This is a genomic window from Breznakibacter xylanolyticus, from assembly GCF_003254275.1.
Taxonomy (GTDB): Bacteria; Bacteroidota; Bacteroidia; order Bacteroidales; family Marinilabiliaceae; genus Breznakibacter; species Breznakibacter xylanolyticus.
The window spans coordinates 1-18,278 of sequence record NZ_QKZK01000027.1 but is presented as its reverse complement, the minus strand read 5'-3'; the positions used below and the strand labels follow the sequence as shown (position 1 = coordinate 18,278).

The 18,278-nt window shown below is 44.8% G+C and carries 12 protein-coding genes; 4 read left to right on the top strand and 8 right to left on the bottom strand.

Annotation, left to right across the window (positions count from 1 at the left end; translation table 11 throughout):
- Nucleotides 1-132: 132 nt before the first annotated feature.
- On the bottom strand, nucleotides 133-474 hold the full coding sequence (locus LX69_RS13320) for a hypothetical protein (protein ID WP_111446550.1): 342 nt from the start codon (nucleotides 472-474) through the stop codon (nucleotides 133-135).
- 264 nt (nucleotides 475-738) lie between these two features.
- Between LX69_RS13320 and LX69_RS13315 the strand changes: the two genes are divergently transcribed.
- On the top strand, nucleotides 739-1,980 hold the full coding sequence (locus LX69_RS13315) for an MFS transporter (protein ID WP_170124395.1): 1,242 nt from the start codon (nucleotides 739-741) through the stop codon (nucleotides 1,978-1,980).
- A gap of 17 nt (nucleotides 1,981-1,997) precedes the next feature.
- On the opposite strand, the gene LX69_RS13310 is transcribed toward LX69_RS13315, so the two are convergent.
- Nucleotides 1,998-2,909: a cation diffusion facilitator family transporter gene (locus LX69_RS13310; RefSeq protein WP_111446548.1), complete on the bottom strand. Its 912-nt coding sequence runs from the start codon at nucleotides 2,907-2,909 to the stop codon at nucleotides 1,998-2,000.
- A 1,006-nt stretch (nucleotides 2,910-3,915) separates the two neighbouring features.
- Here LX69_RS13310 and LX69_RS13305 point away from each other — a divergent pair.
- Together LX69_RS13305 and LX69_RS13300 are read left to right on the top strand one after the other, a co-directional pair.
- Nucleotides 3,916-6,567, top strand: a complete 2,652-nt coding sequence (locus LX69_RS13305) for an AMP-binding protein (protein ID WP_111446547.1) — start codon at nucleotides 3,916-3,918, stop codon at nucleotides 6,565-6,567.
- Between the two features lie 264 nt (nucleotides 6,568-6,831).
- Nucleotides 6,832-7,491, top strand: a complete 660-nt coding sequence (locus tag LX69_RS13300) for a hypothetical protein (protein WP_111446546.1) — start codon at nucleotides 6,832-6,834, stop codon at nucleotides 7,489-7,491.
- Nucleotides 7,492-7,497: 6 nt separating this feature from the next.
- On the opposite strand, the gene LX69_RS13295 is transcribed toward LX69_RS13300, so the two are convergent.
- The 5 genes from LX69_RS13295 to LX69_RS13270 form a co-directional block, all read right to left on the bottom strand.
- A complete protein-coding gene (locus LX69_RS13295; RefSeq protein ID WP_111446545.1) occupies nucleotides 7,498-8,691 on the bottom strand; it encodes a M24 family metallopeptidase in 1,194 nt (397 codons plus the stop codon).
- 1,200 nt (nucleotides 8,692-9,891) lie between these two features.
- Nucleotides 9,892-10,086: a YwbE family protein gene (locus tag LX69_RS13285; RefSeq protein WP_111446544.1), complete on the bottom strand. Its 195-nt coding sequence runs from the start codon at nucleotides 10,084-10,086 to the stop codon at nucleotides 9,892-9,894.
- 772 nt (nucleotides 10,087-10,858) lie between these two features.
- Nucleotides 10,859-12,823, bottom strand: coding sequence for a sensor histidine kinase (locus tag LX69_RS13280; protein WP_111446543.1), 1,965 nt, complete (start codon nucleotides 12,821-12,823; stop codon nucleotides 10,859-10,861).
- Nucleotides 12,824-13,641: 818 nt separating this feature from the next.
- The gene (locus LX69_RS13275) at nucleotides 13,642-14,247 is read right to left on the bottom strand and encodes a DUF2238 domain-containing protein (RefSeq protein WP_111446564.1); all 606 of its coding nucleotides are present in this window, start codon (nucleotides 14,245-14,247) and stop codon (nucleotides 13,642-13,644) included.
- Between the two features lie 50 nt (nucleotides 14,248-14,297).
- Complete coding sequence (locus LX69_RS13270) at nucleotides 14,298-15,209, bottom strand: methylenetetrahydrofolate reductase (RefSeq protein WP_111446563.1); 912 nt, start codon at nucleotides 15,207-15,209, stop codon at nucleotides 14,298-14,300.
- Nucleotides 15,210-15,859: 650 nt separating this feature from the next.
- On the opposite strand from LX69_RS13270, the gene LX69_RS13265 reads away from it, so the two are divergent.
- Nucleotides 15,860-17,260: an exonuclease domain-containing protein gene (locus LX69_RS13265; RefSeq protein ID WP_111446542.1), complete on the top strand. Its 1,401-nt coding sequence runs from the start codon at nucleotides 15,860-15,862 to the stop codon at nucleotides 17,258-17,260.
- On the opposite strand, the gene LX69_RS13260 is transcribed toward LX69_RS13265, so the two are convergent.
- A complete protein-coding gene (locus tag LX69_RS13260) occupies nucleotides 17,261-17,635 on the bottom strand; it encodes a thioesterase family protein (protein WP_111446541.1) in 375 nt (124 codons plus the stop codon).
- Between the last annotated feature and the right edge of the window lie 643 nt (nucleotides 17,636-18,278).

Here is an 18,278-nt window from a genome sequence, read left to right as displayed (position 1 = left end):
GGCCTATGATTTTTAGCCATTTTACGTCAGCGGCGGCCTTTTTTGCTTACTTTTTGGGGCTGTAGCCAAAAAGTAAGAGCCCGCCCGGCTCGAGGGCACGAAATATAGGTTTGAGTGAATACATACTTATGATTACCCATATGAATCAGAATAGAGCCAATCTTTTTTGTCCCAAAACAACACGTTTCTCACGCAAGTCATTAGAAATTCATGCAATGCCGGGGTCAAATGGGTCGGTAGCACTTTGCGAAAAGATGGAATGATGAACCCCCAACAGACTTTCGTCTGATGAGGAATCTGAATTGCTTCGTCTCGCGTCTGTATTCGAAACGCAATTTCATTGTGGATAATGACTTTTTGCAGCTGCTGTTTGCTGTTTGCCAAAATGAAATCTAATTCTGTTCTGGTCAAACCCATGTAGTCTAATTGCCTGGGCTCTTTGGTGTATAATAGTGTTTCGATAGATTTTTTCATGCGTATGCGCTGATTGAGGATGGATTGAAGATTCCACTCATCTTATATATTTGTGAATCATTCGCGTTTTGAAAGGGTGATTCAATGTGGGTTAATTCAATTTCAAATATGGTAAAATATCAGCTACGATATACTTCACACTCGAAATCGTCATTTAGGCCACATTTATTGAAGCTTAAAACCCTGATTAAAGAAAAAATCGTATCATCGTACCTCGAATAATCGCATTAAATGCATTCATTCACCCGTCAAAATAGATCAACTATGACCCTAGCCGGCACCAAATGGATTCCCCTGTTTGCAACCAATTTCCTGGGCGTTGCCAACAATAACTTTCTCAAAAACCTGATCATATTTTTAAGCATCACCCAGTTAGGGCAAACCGATAAGGGGCTGATTGTGACCCTGGCATCGGGGTTGTATGTGTTGCCATACATTATTTTTTCGCCATTGGGAGGGCGCTTGGCGCGCACGTGCCGAAAAAGTAATGTAATGGTGTGGAGTAAAATGGCCGAACTGCCTTTGTTTGCATTGGCTTGCTTGGGCTTTATCACACACTCGGTGGGCATCACTCTGGTGGCGATTTTTGGCGTCGGACTCATCAGCACCCTGTTCTCACCCTCCAAATACGGCCTGATTCGCGACATTGGTGGTGACGATGGCATCTCTTATGGCACCGGAACCCTGGAAATGTTCACTTTTCTGGGGGTGCTCATCGGTACGTTTGTGGCATCTTATTATTCCGACCGTTACAACCCATGGCTGGTCTTTTCACTGCTCATTGGCATCTCTTTGATACAAATACTGGTGAGCCGTCAGTTGCGCCGTGTGACCGAATCCGCTCCGCTGTCGCATGCTGACGATACGCTTAACCCCTTAAAGTTCCTCTCTCAGTCGTTCAAGTGGGCCGGAAACATTCCCCATGCCAATGTGGTGATATTGGGCCTGGCCACCTTTTGGATGTTGGGTAGCCTTATTGTGATGAACATTACCCTGCACTGCGACAGGGTGCTGCAGATGACCAATACGCAAACGGGCTGGGTGATGAACATCTCGTCGGTGGGCATCGGATTGGGTAGCATCCTCACCGGCATGTGGTCAAAACGCAAAGTGCATCTGGGGTTTACCCCCATTGGCGCAGTGGGGATGGTGACCTGTTTTGCAGTGCTCTATTGGGGCGAACCGGTGGGCACTTTTTTTTCGGTAATGGTAAGCCTTACGTCGTTTTTCTGCGGCATGTTTATGGTGCCCCTCAGTGCCTGGGTACAGCACAGTGTTGAGGGACGCTTGCAGGGCAATATGCTGGCTTATTCCAATTTTGTGATTTTCCTCTTTATCCTCATCTCTGCCGCATTATTTGGTCCCGTATCAGCCGGATTGGGAACCCATGCAGTGTGGATGTTGATGTTGCTCATCGTGGTGGGGGTGCAGACAGTGATGCTGATGAGCATCCCTCTGATGAGGAAGCAAATGGTTGGCTTGTTTAAAGGGAATAATCGGTTTTGATAAATGACCCCGGGATTTTACTCGGGGATTATTTTTTCCTTTAACGGTTCCGTATGGATGTTGATGTGCGTTTGAAATCCATAACGATCGCGTAAGTTTCGCTCAATAAGCGAGGCAATGTCGTGCGACTCAATAAACGATATGTGCCGATCCAGTTGCACATGAATGTCAATGGCATAACTATTCCCGATTTTGCGGGTGCGCAAACGGTGCGAATCCAGCACGCCCGGCGTGTGGTGGATGATGTGCAATATCTCGGCTTCTGTTTCGTGGGGTAAAGCCGATTCCAATAGTTCTTTCACGCTGGGCAGACCAAGTTCAATGGCTACTTTAATAATGAAAATGCTCACAATCACCCCCGCAATGGGGTCGAGCATTCGCCAAACGCCTCCCAAAAGAATGGCTCCACCAATGCCAATCATGGTCCCGATACTCGATAGGGCATCCGACCGATGGTGCCACGCGTTGGCAATCACGGCCTGACTTTGAATCGATTGTCCCACCTTACGTGTCACCCGAAAGAGCCATTCTTTTGACGCGATGGATGCAATGGCCGCAGCCAGTGCCAACAATGAAGGTTCTCCCAGTTCTTCTCCTCCCAAGGCGCGGATAATGTTCACGATGCCGCTCCATCCGATTCCAATACCCACAAACACCAAAGCCAGACTAATAAGCAGGGTGGCAAAGGTTTCAAATTTTCCATGCCCGTAACGGTGATCTTCGTCACAGCCCTTGTCGGCCACTCGCACAAAGGCCAATACAATCAGATCCGTTACAAAATCGGAGAGTGAGTGGATACCATCGGCCAGCATGGCCGAACTCCGGCCAAAAACTCCGGCCATGATTTTGGCCAACGTCAGACCCAAATTGACCCAAAACCCTAACCAGGTGATGCGCTGGGCTTTTTCGGAACGTTCGGAGATGATCATAGGATAGTTGTTTTAATGCAGCGAATATCGATAAAGATATTGAATTGTCGTTAAAAGATGAATATGCATTGTTAATCCGATTTAGCCACGGCATCTATTTCATGTTCAACCATGCCATTCAAAATGGTTTGCTATATTTGACATGCAAATAATGGCTGATCTAGGATCATGATGATTGGGGTTGAATGAATCAGAAGCAAATCAATCTGTATATCAATGTCGTTTAGTTAAGAAGCTGAACTCTTCAGTGAGGCTTTCTGGTCAGTCAAGGTGTTTGCCAATCACTGTTTGTACGATATATTTAAGCTTCAAACGCAAGTAAAAGAATAGATCAACTACCAAATGATTTCATTTTTAACGCGAGCAATACTCTTTTTAGAGGCCCCATAGGGGCCAAATATCGGTAGCATTTAGGCGATTCGTTTACCTCTCGCCCCAATCGGGGCGAAAGAGGGTTTCTAACCTTCTTCTACCGAGCTTTGGTACCCAAAGGCTCCATTAAAAAGCTTGAAAGGTCTTCACTCCCGTGCGATAGCGCTCTTTCATTATTCTATTATTCATGTTTCGATTTAATAATTAAATGTCCCCAATGTTTTACCTATTATCATTCAATGTCGTTTAGTTAAGAAAATAAGATGTCTGACAAAGAGACAGATGATGAGATGAAATCAGATGTATAGATCCGTTCTCTTCGTCTCTTCAGTCGAATCTATCTCTCTTTAGTCTAATCATCTTCTTTTCTACTATATAACTCTTTTGAATTATCTGCTTTTTTATTTGAACACAGGTTTAATCGTATCTCAAACGCACAACACAATTTTTTTAAATAAAACTCTGTGACTCTGTGCATACTATATAACTCTTTTGAGTTATTTGCTGTGTTATTTAAACGCAATGCGTTAAAATTAACTCAGCGCCTTTGCGCCTCAGCGTTTATTTTGACTCTGTGTTCATTGAAAACTCTGTGATTCGCACTAACTTAACGTCATTGTATAATCTTTAGCTTATGAGATTTCTCGCCTCATTACTTCGCATTCTATTATCCACCCGATATCGGATGACGCTCAAAGGTGTTGAACTATTCAATCAGCCCGGAGCAAAGTTTATCCTACCCAATCACCAGGCGTTGGTCGATCCTCAAATCCTCTTTTCTCAATTGTCCAGTTTCACGCGGGTGGTGCCGGTGGTGTCCGAAATTTATTTTAACAAACCCGTTTTAAGTTCTGTTTTTAAAGCTCTGGGCGCTGTGCCGGTGAGTGACATCTCGCTCGACAATCGCGATCATCACACATTGCACCACATTGCGCACAACGTTTCCCATGCGCTTGCCGCCGGTACCAATGTGTTGCTTTACCCATCGGGTCAAATTGCGGGGCAGGGGTATGAGAAAATCTTCAACAAGCAAAGTGCCTGGGCGGTAACCTGTGAATTGCCTGCCGGAACCCGCATCATTGGGGTGCGAATCACCGGTTTGTGGGGCAGCATGTGGTCGAGAGCCTGGATGGGCAAATCACCCGAATTTGCATGGACTGCCCTGAAAGCGCTCTTTTACGTGCTTGCCAACATTGTGTTTTTTGTTCCCAAGCGACAGGTGACAATTGAGTTCTGTGATTTGACCCAATCGGCGTTAGATGCTGCTAAGCTTGGCAAGCAAGCTTTTAATGAATTACTCGAGAATTACTACAACGCCAATGGCGAAGAAGAGGTGTTGTTTTTAAAACATTTTTTCTTCGCCCCTAAGTCTCGCCGTCAACTTCCTGAACGTATTGAAGAATCGGTGGCCGATAGTCTCTCTTCGCACCGTTTCAACGACGAAGATGTCGATGCGGAGGTGTTAAACCAAATCGTGGCCATTCTGGAGCATGAGACTCAAATGCCACGTCAAGCCATTCATCTCAATGCCAATCTCAAACTTGAATTGAGCATCGATTCCCTCGGTTTGGTTTCGGTGATTTCGGCCATTGAAACGCAGTTTGGGGTAAAAGCCGATGCCGAAATCACTGCGGTGAAAACCGTGGCCGATTTGTACCACATTGCGCTCAATCGTCATGTGGGACACGAGGTATTAAAACCATCATTGCTGGCTCCTGTGTTGAATGCCAATGGCGAGAGTGAGCTGTTACACGCCGATGCAGATGCGACCATTCCTGAACTCTTTCTGAAATCATTTCGAAAAGAAGGTAATCGATCTTTTGCCTACGACAAAATGTTGGGAACCTCCTCGCGCAAAGATTTTTTGCTCAAGGCTCATGTGGTGGCTCGTATTCTGCGACATGAAGTGGATGGCCCTTATGTGGGCATCATGCTACCGGCACTGCAAAGCACCACCTTGCTGGTGGCTGCCACCTACTTGGCCGGTAAAACGCCCGTGATGCTCAACTGGACCGTGGGGCCTAGGGTGATGGAACACTGCATTGCCGATATGAACCTGCGACAAGTGATTACGGCAAAAAGTTTTTTTGACAAGGTGGCCGATCTCTTGCCCGATTCAGTGAAAGTGAAATGCCTCTTTTTTGAGCAAAAAGTCCGAAGCGCTTCATTCACCACTAAACTGAAAGGGTTAATGGATCATGGGTTGCACCGATGCCCCGGCTTCAAAAACAATGATGTGGCTGTGGTGCTTTTCACCTCTGGCAGCGAGGCCTTGCCCAAGGCGGTGCATCTCACGCATCGCAACCTTTTGGCCGACCTGCATGGTTGTTTATCGCACCTGCACATCGACCACAGTTATATCTTCCTGGCCTTTTTGCCCCCGTTCCATAGCTTTGGATTCACCGTGCTCACCATCTTACCTTTGGTGACCGGATTACAGGTGGCTTACACGCCCGATCCCACCGACAGCCGCGAAGTCCTCAAAATACTCACACATACCGGTGCAAATGCCATCCTTGGCACACCCACCTTCTTAAGAATGCTACTGGGTGTGGCTGACAATGGTGACCTGAGTCATGTGAAACTGGCCGTGTCGGGTGCCGAAAGCTTGCCGGCTTCGGTGATGGATACTTTTTTGTCAAAATGCAACGCCAATGCCCGTTTGCTCGAAGGGTACGGCATCACCGAGTGCTCACCCGTTTTGGCCATCAACCCGCTTGACAAACAAAAGGCGAAAAGCGTGGGTACTTTCATCAAAGGCATCGATGCGCTGATTGTCGATTATAACACATGGCAACCACTGCCCGTGGGGTGCGAGGGGATGATCGTCGTAAAAGGGGAGAGCGTGTTTAAAGGTTATGTAGATCCGGCGCTCGAATCTCCCTTTGTCTGCATTCAAGGCAGTGACTATTACAAAACCGGCGATTTAGGGCATCTCGACGACGAAGGATATCTTTTTATCACCGGCCGTCTCAAGCGATTCATCAAAATTGGCGGCGAAATGATCAGTCTGCCGGCCATTGAATCCGTTTTGCTCGAAAAATACGGAGATCCCGACTCTGTGATGCTTGCCGTTGAAGGCTCTGATGCTCCGCCTTCCCCGCAAATTATCGTGTTTTCGGTTCGCCCTCTTAACTTGCCCGAAATAAATGAAACCCTGCGAAATGCCGGCTTCTCGGCGATCGTCAAAATTCATGACCTGGTAGTCATTCCCGAAATTCCGTTGCTGGGAACCGGCAAAACCGATTATAAAGTTCTGAAAGGAATGGTGAGACAATCGTCATAATGTGTGGAAAAAAGGGGGATGGAAGTACATGAGTTCATAGACACCATCATTTAGTTTTTTTCGAGACTCCTGATTTGGGAAGTATGCGATTGACAAACACTTATCGATTATCTAAATTATGTGGTGATTGAAAACATGCCTAAAACACCCTGAATCAAAAACTATATATCCCTGGTTGCTTAACTCTTACATCTTAATACTTTTATCTTGATACTTGATACTTTCATCTTAATACTTGCGTCTTGATACTTAATACTATAAAAAATGAAAACCTCTCACTCATTCACCTTCCGCATCGTGTTATGCATCGCCTCAATGACGATATCACTGCCTGCAATGGCCAAAAAAGTTCCTGCAACCGTGGTCACGACCTCCTCGGATACTTTGCTCGGTGAAATCCGTCTCTCGAAAGTCAACATTGCCGATGGCAGCTTTTTGCTGGGGGGATACGACCCCGAATCGTTTCATTACATGGTGGCATTTCGTCAACATGGTAAAAAGCGATTTAAAAGTTTTGGACCGGAGGAACTCAAAGCCTTTTCGTTTGTGATTGATTCGGTACCCCATCTCTATCGCAGTTTTGTTATCGACCGCAAAAGCATCGTTCCCAGCGAGCAAAACAGTGTGCGTTTTCTGCATTGTCTGTACGATGGCACCATTTCGTTGTATTTTTTACGAAGCACCTACCCGGTCAATCGGCAGCCCATGTCTGGCTTACTGCGTTTTGATGAGTATTTTTTACACAGCGCCACGGCCGGGTTGGTCATTATTAAGGATAGCGATCGGGATTTATTTTCAAAAGAGAGGCTCATACAAATGGGAATGGACGACGAGTTTATCAAACAACTCTCCGGAACACCTTCGTTCAAGAATATCCTCTCCATCCTCACCACTTACGACCAGTGGTTGAAGCCTAAAAAGTGACCACAATCATGGAACCAACATCAGCCCCGGATGATTTCCGGTGATGCACTCACCCCCATGGGGAGTCACAATAAATGTGTTTTCAATTCCCACCATCCCCACACCCGGTACACCCCGTTTGGGCTCCAGGGCTATGACCATGCCTTCGGTCAGTGGTGCATCAAATCCCTTGGCTATGACCGGTATTTCATCAATCGTCAACCCAATGCCATGCCCCAGAAACTTCACCGTTCGGTTCCCAAAACCCATGAAATTATCCATGAAATCGGGCATTAATGATGCCATGACTGTTTCGTAGATGTGAGAGGGGATGGAACCCGGTTTGAGTTGTGAAGCCATTCGGTTTTGCAGCTCCACACACTGACGATGACGGGATTGTGCCTCATCTGAGATGGCATCACCAAACATATATGTCATGGTTTTATCGGTGTGATATCCCTGAATGCCGCACCCTACGTCTAAAAATATTAAATCGCCGCGTTTGAGTTTACGACTTGGGCTTCCAATAAGTGGGATGGCCGGGCCAATGCCCGTGTTACCGCCCGGGCCGTTGAAGCTGGTAGGGTAAAGGGAACTTTCGCCAAATGCAATGTGACCAAACACCATCTCGGTGTCGAACATGGCAAAGCGAACCAACCCCTGATGCCCTTCTTGCATCAGCAACCCATAAAGCGCCACCGCCAAATCCACCTCACTCATGCCTTCTCGGAGTATTGACGGAACCAAATCCTCAAGCACCCTTTGGTGAATGGCACCCGACTGACGCATCAAATCCAGCTCGTAGGGGCTTTTCACGGCGCGCAAAGTTCCGATGAGTGCATCAATCCCCACGCTTTCATTTACCGTAAAATATTTTTTAAAACGATCATACATGGCCAGCGGAACGAATTCCCGTTCCATAAAAATGGTGTTGGGCATGGTGCCATAATGTCGTGCCGCATCCCGATAACTCTCCATCGGGCGTATGTCGGGAAATAACGACTCATCCTGTGCCCGTTCAAAACTGCGTCGTACCCACAAAATTGCCTCATCATGACGCGGAATCAGCAACATGCCCTCTTGCATGGTGCCTGTGAAGTAATATTGGTTGATTTTGCTGAAAACGACCGCCAACTCCCATTGTGGATGCGTTTTATCCATTAATTGACGAAAGCCTTGCATGCGTTGAGTTAACTCATGGGTTGGTACTTGAAAGGACATAGTGATTGGTGTTTTGTTAATTTTAGCGAACAAGCAAAATTAAGGTTTTTTCCTGATCAGGGACATTAATGACGGGGAGTGGAGCTTTTGTAGCACCTACTTTTTCCTCCTATTTCAGAAGCTAAATCGATGACTTAAGTTGCATTTCTTGCATTCGTATTTTGATGGCTCCAATGGGGGCTGGAGTTTCGATAGGGTAATGTTACTTTTCATAATCGTCAATCATTAATCTAAGAATATCTGTTTCATCACTTTCAGCCATATATATTCATTGAAATTATTAATTATTATCAATGAAGGGTCAGGGTTTTTATCTAAAGCATTAAGTGAGGGCACACAAATTATCTCAAGGATAGACAAACGAATTATTGGCTGTGATAAGACCAAGGGATTTTGATGGTCTTAAATTTCCCCGTAGTGGAAAAAGATCGGTAGAAACAATTGGTTGGTTGATTCTTTTGCCCCGGATGGGGCAAGACAAATCGATATACACTTTTGCTTTTGCCGAGCTTTCCTGCCTACGGCAGGAGAATTTTAAAGCCTCATAAATTTCACACTTGATCAAATTCTGTGATAGCCGTTGAGCTTCTCATTGAAATACAGGCGATAGCTTTGGGATAGCTGCAAAGTGGATTAACGTTTCCCCGTAGGGGAAAAAGATCGGTAGAAAACAATTGGTTGGTTGATTCTTTTGCCCCGGATGGGGCAAGACAAATCGATATACACTTTCGATTTTGCCGAGCTTTCCTGCCTTCGGCAGGAGAATTTTAAAGCCTCATAGATGTCACACTTGATCAAATTCTGTGATAGCCGTTGAGCTTCTCATTGAAATACAGGCGATGGCTTTAGGATAGCTGCAAAGAGGTTAAAGTTTCCCCGTAGGGGAAAATGATCGGTAGAAAACAATTGGTTGGTTGATTCTTTTGCCCCGGATGGGGCAAAACAAAACGATATCTTTCGTCGTTTCTACCGAGCTTTCCTGCCTTCGGCAGAAGAATTTTGAAGCCTCATAAATGTCAACGCTGGCGCAAGTTTGTAACTTGTGCCTTCAAACCATTGCTGAGCGTAGTTTCCCCACTGCTGGCGCGAGTTTGTAACTCGTGCCATTTTTTTATTCACAACACCCGCCCCCCGATGGCGCAAGTTTGTAACTCGTGCCTTCAAACCATTGCTGAGCGTAGTTTCCATAACTACGCTCCACTATTCCTCAATTTCCTGCACCCTTCCAACCTGTCCATCAGTCAGTCTTACCTTAATGCCATGTGGATGAGAGGGACTGTTAGTCAGTAATTCCTTCACCACGCCATATGTTAGCTTACCAGTCCTTTGGTCTTGCTTTAGAACAATCGCCACTTTCAAGCCTGTCTTAATGTTTTTCCGTTCTCTGCCATCCATCATTTTATGCTTAGTGTGTAAAGATAAATAAACTCATTTAGTAACAACTGCTGGCAAGTGTATGTAATACCTTCTTTTTTTTAAAATTCACCACACCTCTAAATAACTTGAATCTGAAATCTCTTAACCCACTTTGCAGCGATCCCAAAGCCATTGCTTGTATTTCAATGAATTGGTCGTTTTCGAGTTCGGATTTGTGTACTACAGATTTTCGCTTTGTAAACGTAGCGTGATTGTGCTAGCGTTCCACTTAAACGGTAATAACCACTATAGTTGCCCGTCTTGGAGTTGGTGCCCATGTTTACTTTGACAGACATTCTTCAAAGTAAATATATAAAACACTGATATACAACACTCCTTATGTATTACAGATGATTTTTTGAAAATTAGAAACTGATTATAAACACCTTACAAAGACAAATAAAGCAAAAGAGCCTATTTTGAGGTGAAAAAAGGTGTTTTTTACTGAATTTTGGATGGAAAGCTGCAAGAGGAGTTAATTCTCCTGCCGTAGGCAGGAAAGCTCGGTAGAAACGAGAGGGTATATCATTTTGTCTTGCCCCATTTGGGGCAAAAGAACCAAAAAAAACGGTTGCTTGCTACCAATTTTTTTCCTTACGGGAAAATTACAAACATCGACTAAGAAACGGTGACTTATACAAGTATTTTCTTGAGATGATTTGAATATCCATTCTTAAGGGGTGTGAATGAAATTCCCAACCCTTAATTCGCATTATAATATTCAAGATATGATGGGTAAGTTACATGACAATTATGCTTTGGGCAGATAGAAGAAGAAGCGGGAACCTTTGCCGGGAACACTCACTGCATCAAGCTTTCCTCCTTGTTTCTCGGCGAGCTCACGACACAAAGGCAAACCCAAACCACTTCCTTTTTCATTGGCTGTTCCTTCGGTGGTCAAATATAAATCGGGGTCAAACAAGTGTGAAAGAACCTGAGGATGAATGCCAATGCCTGTATCGACAATGTTTACGATCACCCACCCGCTCTCAATAGTGGCTTCAATGGTGATTTGGCCTCCGGGATAGGTATATTTTACAGCATTTGAAATAAGGTTTCTCAATATGGTTCTTGTCATGTGCAAATCGCATGTGACCATAAGTTCTTCGGGAATGCGATGAATGAGTGCAATCTGTTTGTTGGCTGCCAATTCGCGACTCAGCGCGCAAACCTGTTCAATGGGTTCAATGAGGGGGCAACGTATCATTTGTGCTGAGAGGAGGCCGGATTGCAAGCGCGCCCAGTCGAGTAAATTCTCAAGCAATACAAAAGTCTGACTGGCCAACGTGTTGATGTTGGTAATGAATTGATGAATGTCGGTGCGGTTGAAATCGTCGTATGATCGCAGCACGATGTCACTCAACCCCAACAGCGCGTTGAAGGGGGCACGCAGGTCATGAGCAATAATGGAGAAAAGCTTGTTTTTTGCGGCGTTGAGCTCGCTCAACTGCTTGTTTTGTTCTTGAATGATGAGTTCAGCCGATTTACGTGTGGTAATGTCAACAATGGTACCAACCATCTCTTTCAGCAGCCCCTGTTCATCAAAAATTAGTTCCCCGCGTCCGTGCACCCAGGCTTCCTCCCCGGTATCTTGACGAATAATGCGATATTCCCGATCGAAAGGCTCATGGTTTTCTATGATATTGATTTTCAAATATTGCGACATCTCTTGTTGTGAGTCGGGGTGGATGATACGAAGCCAGCCCTGAACATCATGAGGAAAATTCTGGTCGATTCCGAATATTTGATCCAATATCTCTGAACTAAGCCACAATCCGGTGCAAATATCGAAACGATAACTTCCCACACGGGCTATGCGCTGTGATTCTTTGAGGGTGTCTTCGCTGGCTCGCAGTTCTTCCTCCATTCGTTTTCGATCCGTAATATCACGACAAACACTCAAAATACATCGCCCGTTTTGATTCTTGATAATGGTGGACGAAATCATGCCGGTAACACGACCTCCATCTTTTTTACGAAATTGTGCTTCGTAATTATAACAATAACCATCGTGGCTCAATGCCTCCACCAATTTGTTCCGTTCTTCGGGATTGATCCAGATGTTGAGATTGAGAGTAGTTTTACCAATCACTTCATCGGGATGATAGCCTAATAGATTGTAGTAACCATTGTTTACATCCAAAATCATTCCATCAGATTGGCGCGTAAGAATCACCGCATTAGGAATAAGATTAAAGATCTGCTGAAAATATTGCTTGGCTTGGTAAATTTCTCTTCGGCTAATGACCTGTTTGGTGACATCATTGGCCAACATGGCAAATTGACCTTGAATATGAGTGAAAACATCCAGTTCATAAAACCGATGAAGCGCCTTGCTGTAGTTCCGATAGTGCGCAGCAACACCGGTTTGAGCAACTTTGGCAAACAGCTCCACCCAATAGGGTTCGGTGTCGGGAAATAACTCTTTTGCGGTTTTACCAATGATTTGCTCAGCCGGCATTCCGACTGCCTTTACAAATGCAGGATTCACGTCAATAAATCGATAATCGATAGGGGTGTGATGAGAGTCGTAAATGATTTCATGAACCGCAAAATTGGCGTTCAAATTTAAAAACAGATGTTTGTAAAATCCCTCTGTATTCGAATCAGAACCTTCATTGGATTTCTGCCTCAGGGCAACTACCTCGGCCAGTTGACGTTCCAATTCGACCACACGCTGACGCAGTTCTTCATATGTTGCATGCTCATGTTTCACGACAATAACTGTTGGTGGGTTGTTGTGGGCTAATGATTATGAAGATACTTCAATTAATCATTCCTGTCAATTTTTTTGGCTCTATTTCGAATTCTATGGGTAAACAAAATATGAAAGAACGAAATCAAGTAAAGTAACTAAGCCGCCTTCGGAAAATGGCGTTAAGAAAATCATAGGCCTAAGCGTTAAAAAAGATGCGCTGTTTGAGCTTGCGAGTTCGCAGATTTTAGCGAAGGCCTATGATTTTTAGCCATTTTACGTCAGCGGCGGCCTTTTTTGCTTACTTTTTGGGGCTGTAGCCAATTCAGCGGAGCTCAGCGACGCTTAATCATGAGGGCAAATGAAAACAAACCCTTTCCGAATAAAAAGTAAGAGCCCGCCCGGCTCGAGGGCACGAAATATTGGTATTAGCAAATACAGACTTATGATTACCGACGCAAATCAGAATAGAACCATTTTTTTAATTGACTTAATAACAGCTTTACGATGAGTTAAGTTTCCTTTAATATTATTGGAATAGCACATGGACAATAACCGGCAAGTCGCCAATATAATAACGATTTGGTCGCATAGCCCCAACGGGGCGTAATCATTCAGCCCGGGGTCTAGCCCCGGGAAATGAGAGGTAAACAACAAACCACAAAGGGGCGAAAGCGTTGTTGGACGCAGCACTTAACCAAACAGGCAGTGATTGATTTTGCCCCGTTGGGGCATTGGGAGGTTCCTGTTTGCCTTGTACACAGGGCTATGCCCTGTACTGAGGGATTCCGTCCCGTTGAGGCTTTAAGATGATTTACAAAATGCCTGCTTCAATACTTTTATTCTTGAGCCTGCATCATCTTGTGGATCGCTCTCTGGTGCCAACGTCTAAACAATAGAATCATACAAATTGCTCCCATTGTAGCCCACATCATATCCGATTGCGTATCCCAGACATATCCCTGCGACCCAAGGAAGGCATCAGCGGCTTCGCCTGTCGCGAGGGCAACACCCCATTCAATAAACTCATAGGTCACGCTGATGGCCATGCAAACCGTCATGATTAAAAACAACAACCAGCTCGTAGTTCTGACAATGTGCTTGCGCACAAACAGCTCGTGCACAATAAAAGCCGGAACAAATCCCTGGGCAAAGTGCCCCACCTTATCATAGTTGTTGCGGCTCTGGTGAAGCCAATCGCGTAGATGGTCAAACAGAGGCACTTCAGCATAAGTGTAGTGCCCCCCAATGAATAGAATCCAGCAATGTATCAAGATCATGCCATAGACCAAATTGGTAAATTGAAATTGACGATAGGTGGCCACCAATACAATAAGCCCAATCATCGCAGGAAGCACTTCCAGAAACCACGTGAAATAATCGTGAGGACAAATGCCTGACCATATCAGGCCGAGGGCAAACATAATGAGAAATAGGGGTTTCATGTCATCAATAAATAATGGGTAAAGCCGAAGCAAATGATCCTTGGGTCTTATTACATCAACCGTCGTAAATCCTTTAACAACTCAATGGATGCTTCAATTTCGTCCTTTCGCACCGCCACGCTTTCAATATTAAATCCTATGGGGATGCCTTTAGGCGCACTGAATTCCATGAGTTCTATGGCAATTTTACGGCAGGCATCAATCGAGTTTTTCAAAATGTCCTCCGAATGTTTCAACTCATTGTTGAGCCATACCGGGATTTCAATCCCCAGCCATTTCATAAAGTCAAGTGTTTTGAGCGATCCGCACGGCGTGAGCGTAAATACGACCGGAACCGGCAACTGTTGCTTGTCCCGACAGGCATAATAATACTCCGAGAGGACATTTTTGGCATTGTCGAGGTTGTAAACACATTGGGTCACAAAAAAGGAACACCCGTTGTCTATCTTATCGAACATCCGCTGATGTTCATCTTGCTTTGTGACGTGACGCTCCGGAATAGCGACGCCTCCAAGCACCATGGATGATCTCAGTTGCTGACGAATTCGATAGGCTTCGCTCAAGGGCAGTGCCGGTTGATGACTCTGCGAAGGACTACCCACAAAGACAGTACAATCAATATTCGCTTCGTGATTCATGAGCCATTGACGAAATTCTTCGGGGCTGTACTTGCCCACACTTTTATAGATAATCTTGGGCACATCAAGGGCACCCAGGTATTGTTCACTGTATGTCTCGGGAGGCAACGTGGGCATATAAGGAAAGGGTCGGGGGGTGTCTATTCTGGCCGTTTCGTCTTGAATGTCATACAAAATCAATCCATCAATGGCGATGCCCGACAAGCGTTCCATCTGTTTTTGGGCAATGGCCGATAAGCGTTCCGACTCTGTGTGAAGCTTTGGGGGGGTCAATCCGTAAAACAATAAACCGTTTTTTCTTTGAAGTATTTTCTCTCTTAACATGATGGTGTGTTTGAATGTCATTGGTTGGGCGAGTGTCCGTAAACCCCATGGATATCTGACTTGCAAAAATGTAAAAAATATGTTGGTGCTGCAATGCAATCCTGCTATCGATACAAAACCATGATCATAATTGCAATCAGATTATTGGATAAAATGTGAATTAAGTGTTGAATAATGCATTTAAGTATCAAGAATATCAACGTATATCCCCGAATTTGATGAAGCGTGAAATGAAAGAGGATTTTATAATTCTCCTGCCGTAGGCAGGAAAGCTCGGTAGAAACGAAAAGGTATATCGTTTTGTCTTTGCCCCATTCGGGGCAAAAGAACCAATAAACCGGTGACTTGCTACCGATCTTTTTTCCCTACGGGAAAATTACAAACATCAACTAAGAAACGGTGAGTTATACCAGAGCCGAAAAATATTTTCTTGAGATGATTTAAGTATCCACTCTTAAGGGGTATGAATGAAATTCCCAACCCTTATTTCGCATTAAAAAGCTATTTTTACAAGCCCATTCAAAGTTGTTATGTGAGGTTGGCAAATGGTGATGATGTTTGTTTTTTCTTAAATACATTTTCTTGTTCAAGCGTCACCGTCTCGTTTTTCGTCTAAAAAAACGATCTTCAATTGAATCGAAAATTGTCGGATGATGTATTGTATTGTCGATGTTGAAACCACAGGGGGCAATCCCCAAGGCTCGAAAATCACCGAGGTGGCCATTTATAAATTTGACGGTCATGCGGTTGTCGATGAATTGGTAACTCTTATCAATCCTGAAACCGACATCCCCGAATTCATTACTCGCCTCACCGGCATCAGCAACGAGATGGTCGCCGATGCCCCTCGGTTTTACGAAGTGGCAGCACGCATTGTCGAAATGACTCGCGACACGATCTTTGTGGCTCACAATGCCGCATTTGATTATGCCTGTTTTCAGACTGAATTTGCCGCTTTGGGGTATGATTTTAACCTGCCTCAAATATGCTCTGTGCGTCTTGCCAGAGCTCTTTTGCCAGGCCATGCATCATATAGCCTGGGCAATTTGTGCCGTGACCTGGGAATTTCCATCAACGGCCGCCATCGTGCCGGGGGGGATGCTTTTGCAACGGTGAGCCTCTTTAAATTATTGTTGGAACGCAACCATGGTTCCATCAGTCCCGATCATCCCTATCATCGATTCGACCGTTCCCTGTATCATCCCAATCTCGATTTATCCATCTTAAAAGATATCCCGGCCTGCCCGGGTCTATTTTATTGTCGCGATCAGGATGACAATCTTCTCTATGTGGGGCATGGCTCAAATATCCGCACACAGGTGCTCAATTATCTATCTCATACCAAATCGATGCGGGCAAAAAAAATGCTCGCTCTGATTGTTCACATCGAGTGGGAACGCTCCGGTTCGGCGCTGATTGCTTCAATGATGGCTGCATGTAGCATCGCCGATCTTAAACCTCGCTTTAACCATCAGGCGCGTAAACCATCTGGGGCTTTCGCTCTTATTTCTTATACTGATCAAAATGGGTATTGCCGCCTGATGATAGGCAAGAGAAATAAAAAAGAGGATGCCTCGGTTTGTTTCAGCTCATTAAACGATGCGCAACAAGCCCTCTGGCGTTGGGTTGATAGCCATCATCTGTGCTCTAAAATGTGTGGTCTCGAAGAGGGGAGAGGGGGGTGTTCGCTTGTGCCATTGGGGCAATGCAACGGCGCTTGTGTCGGGAGCGAATCCTCGGAACATTACAACATCAGAGTCAATAAACTATTGGCCGAGCTCGACTTAAAATACATTCACCGTGTCATCATTGACAAAGGGCGCACCCGTGACGAATTCTCTCTGGTGTTCATCGGTGCTACTCACGAAATTGGTTGGGGATATATAGGGGTAGATGAGACGATTCATCGACCCGAAGAATTTCGTGAACATGTTCAATTGAGTAAATTCCCTCAGCTAGTAAAACCAATTTTAAAGAGTTATTTTGAATCACATCACAAACCCCTAAAAGTTTTGATGCTCAATCAAATCAATCAAACTGATTGGGATTGACTACCGTTGCACGATGATGCGCTCCTGAGCTCCAATCCCAATTTTTTCCGATTGACAATTGAGAACCACCACATCAAAAAATAATTTTTCCTCATCAATGTATTTGAGGTGAACGTTGCAAATGATGGTTTCATTTTTCTCAACTGCCTGAAGATGTTTTACATTCATCTCAAAACAAATGGTTTCATATTCAGGATTTATATAGGGTGAGATCATTTTTATAACGCTTTGCTCCATGAACGCAATCAATACCGGAGTGGCCATCACGTTGAGCTTGCCAATCCCCCAATATGTATCCAGGTCATTCTCGCTGATGACTTTCTCTTCGTGATACACGATTCCTTCAACCAAAGCAGGCGAATAATAGGCACCCATGATTCATTTGCATTTACTCCAAATTTAATCCATTTCGGAGCATCCCGTTCGTTTTTTAACCTCTTTTTTTCGATAAAAAATGTGGAGGAAATTTCAACCAGTAGGATTAATTCTACTTTGACAGATTAGAATCAAATGTCCCCCAAAGGGGCGCCAGCAATAGAGCAGGGCAAAGCCCTGTTTAAACGTAAAAACTGACTCAAGCCCTGAAGGGACATAAGCATCCCCCCTTTGACTTCGTCGATTTTCAATTCCGGTTCCGATGTCGTTTCGTTAAGAAACTGAAAGGTACTGTGATGGCTTTCAGGTCAGTCAAGGAACTTGCCGATCACTCACTGTTGGTGCGATAAGTTAAAGCTAAAAGGGCAATGTAAAAATAGGTCATACCCTCTGATGTCATTTTTTACGCGAGCAATGCTATCAAAGGCCCTATCGGAGCCCAATATAGGTAGCATTTAGGGGATCCGTTTCCCTTTCTGGCCATACCCAAATGTTGTGATGAAGCACATGAAATGAAATCCCTGATAATGTAATGTCACTAAACGTCGTTTAATTAAGCCCCAAAGGGGCGCCAGCAATAGAGCAGGGCAAAGCCCTGTTTAAATGTAAAAAACTGACTCAAGCCCTGAAGGGGCATAAGCAT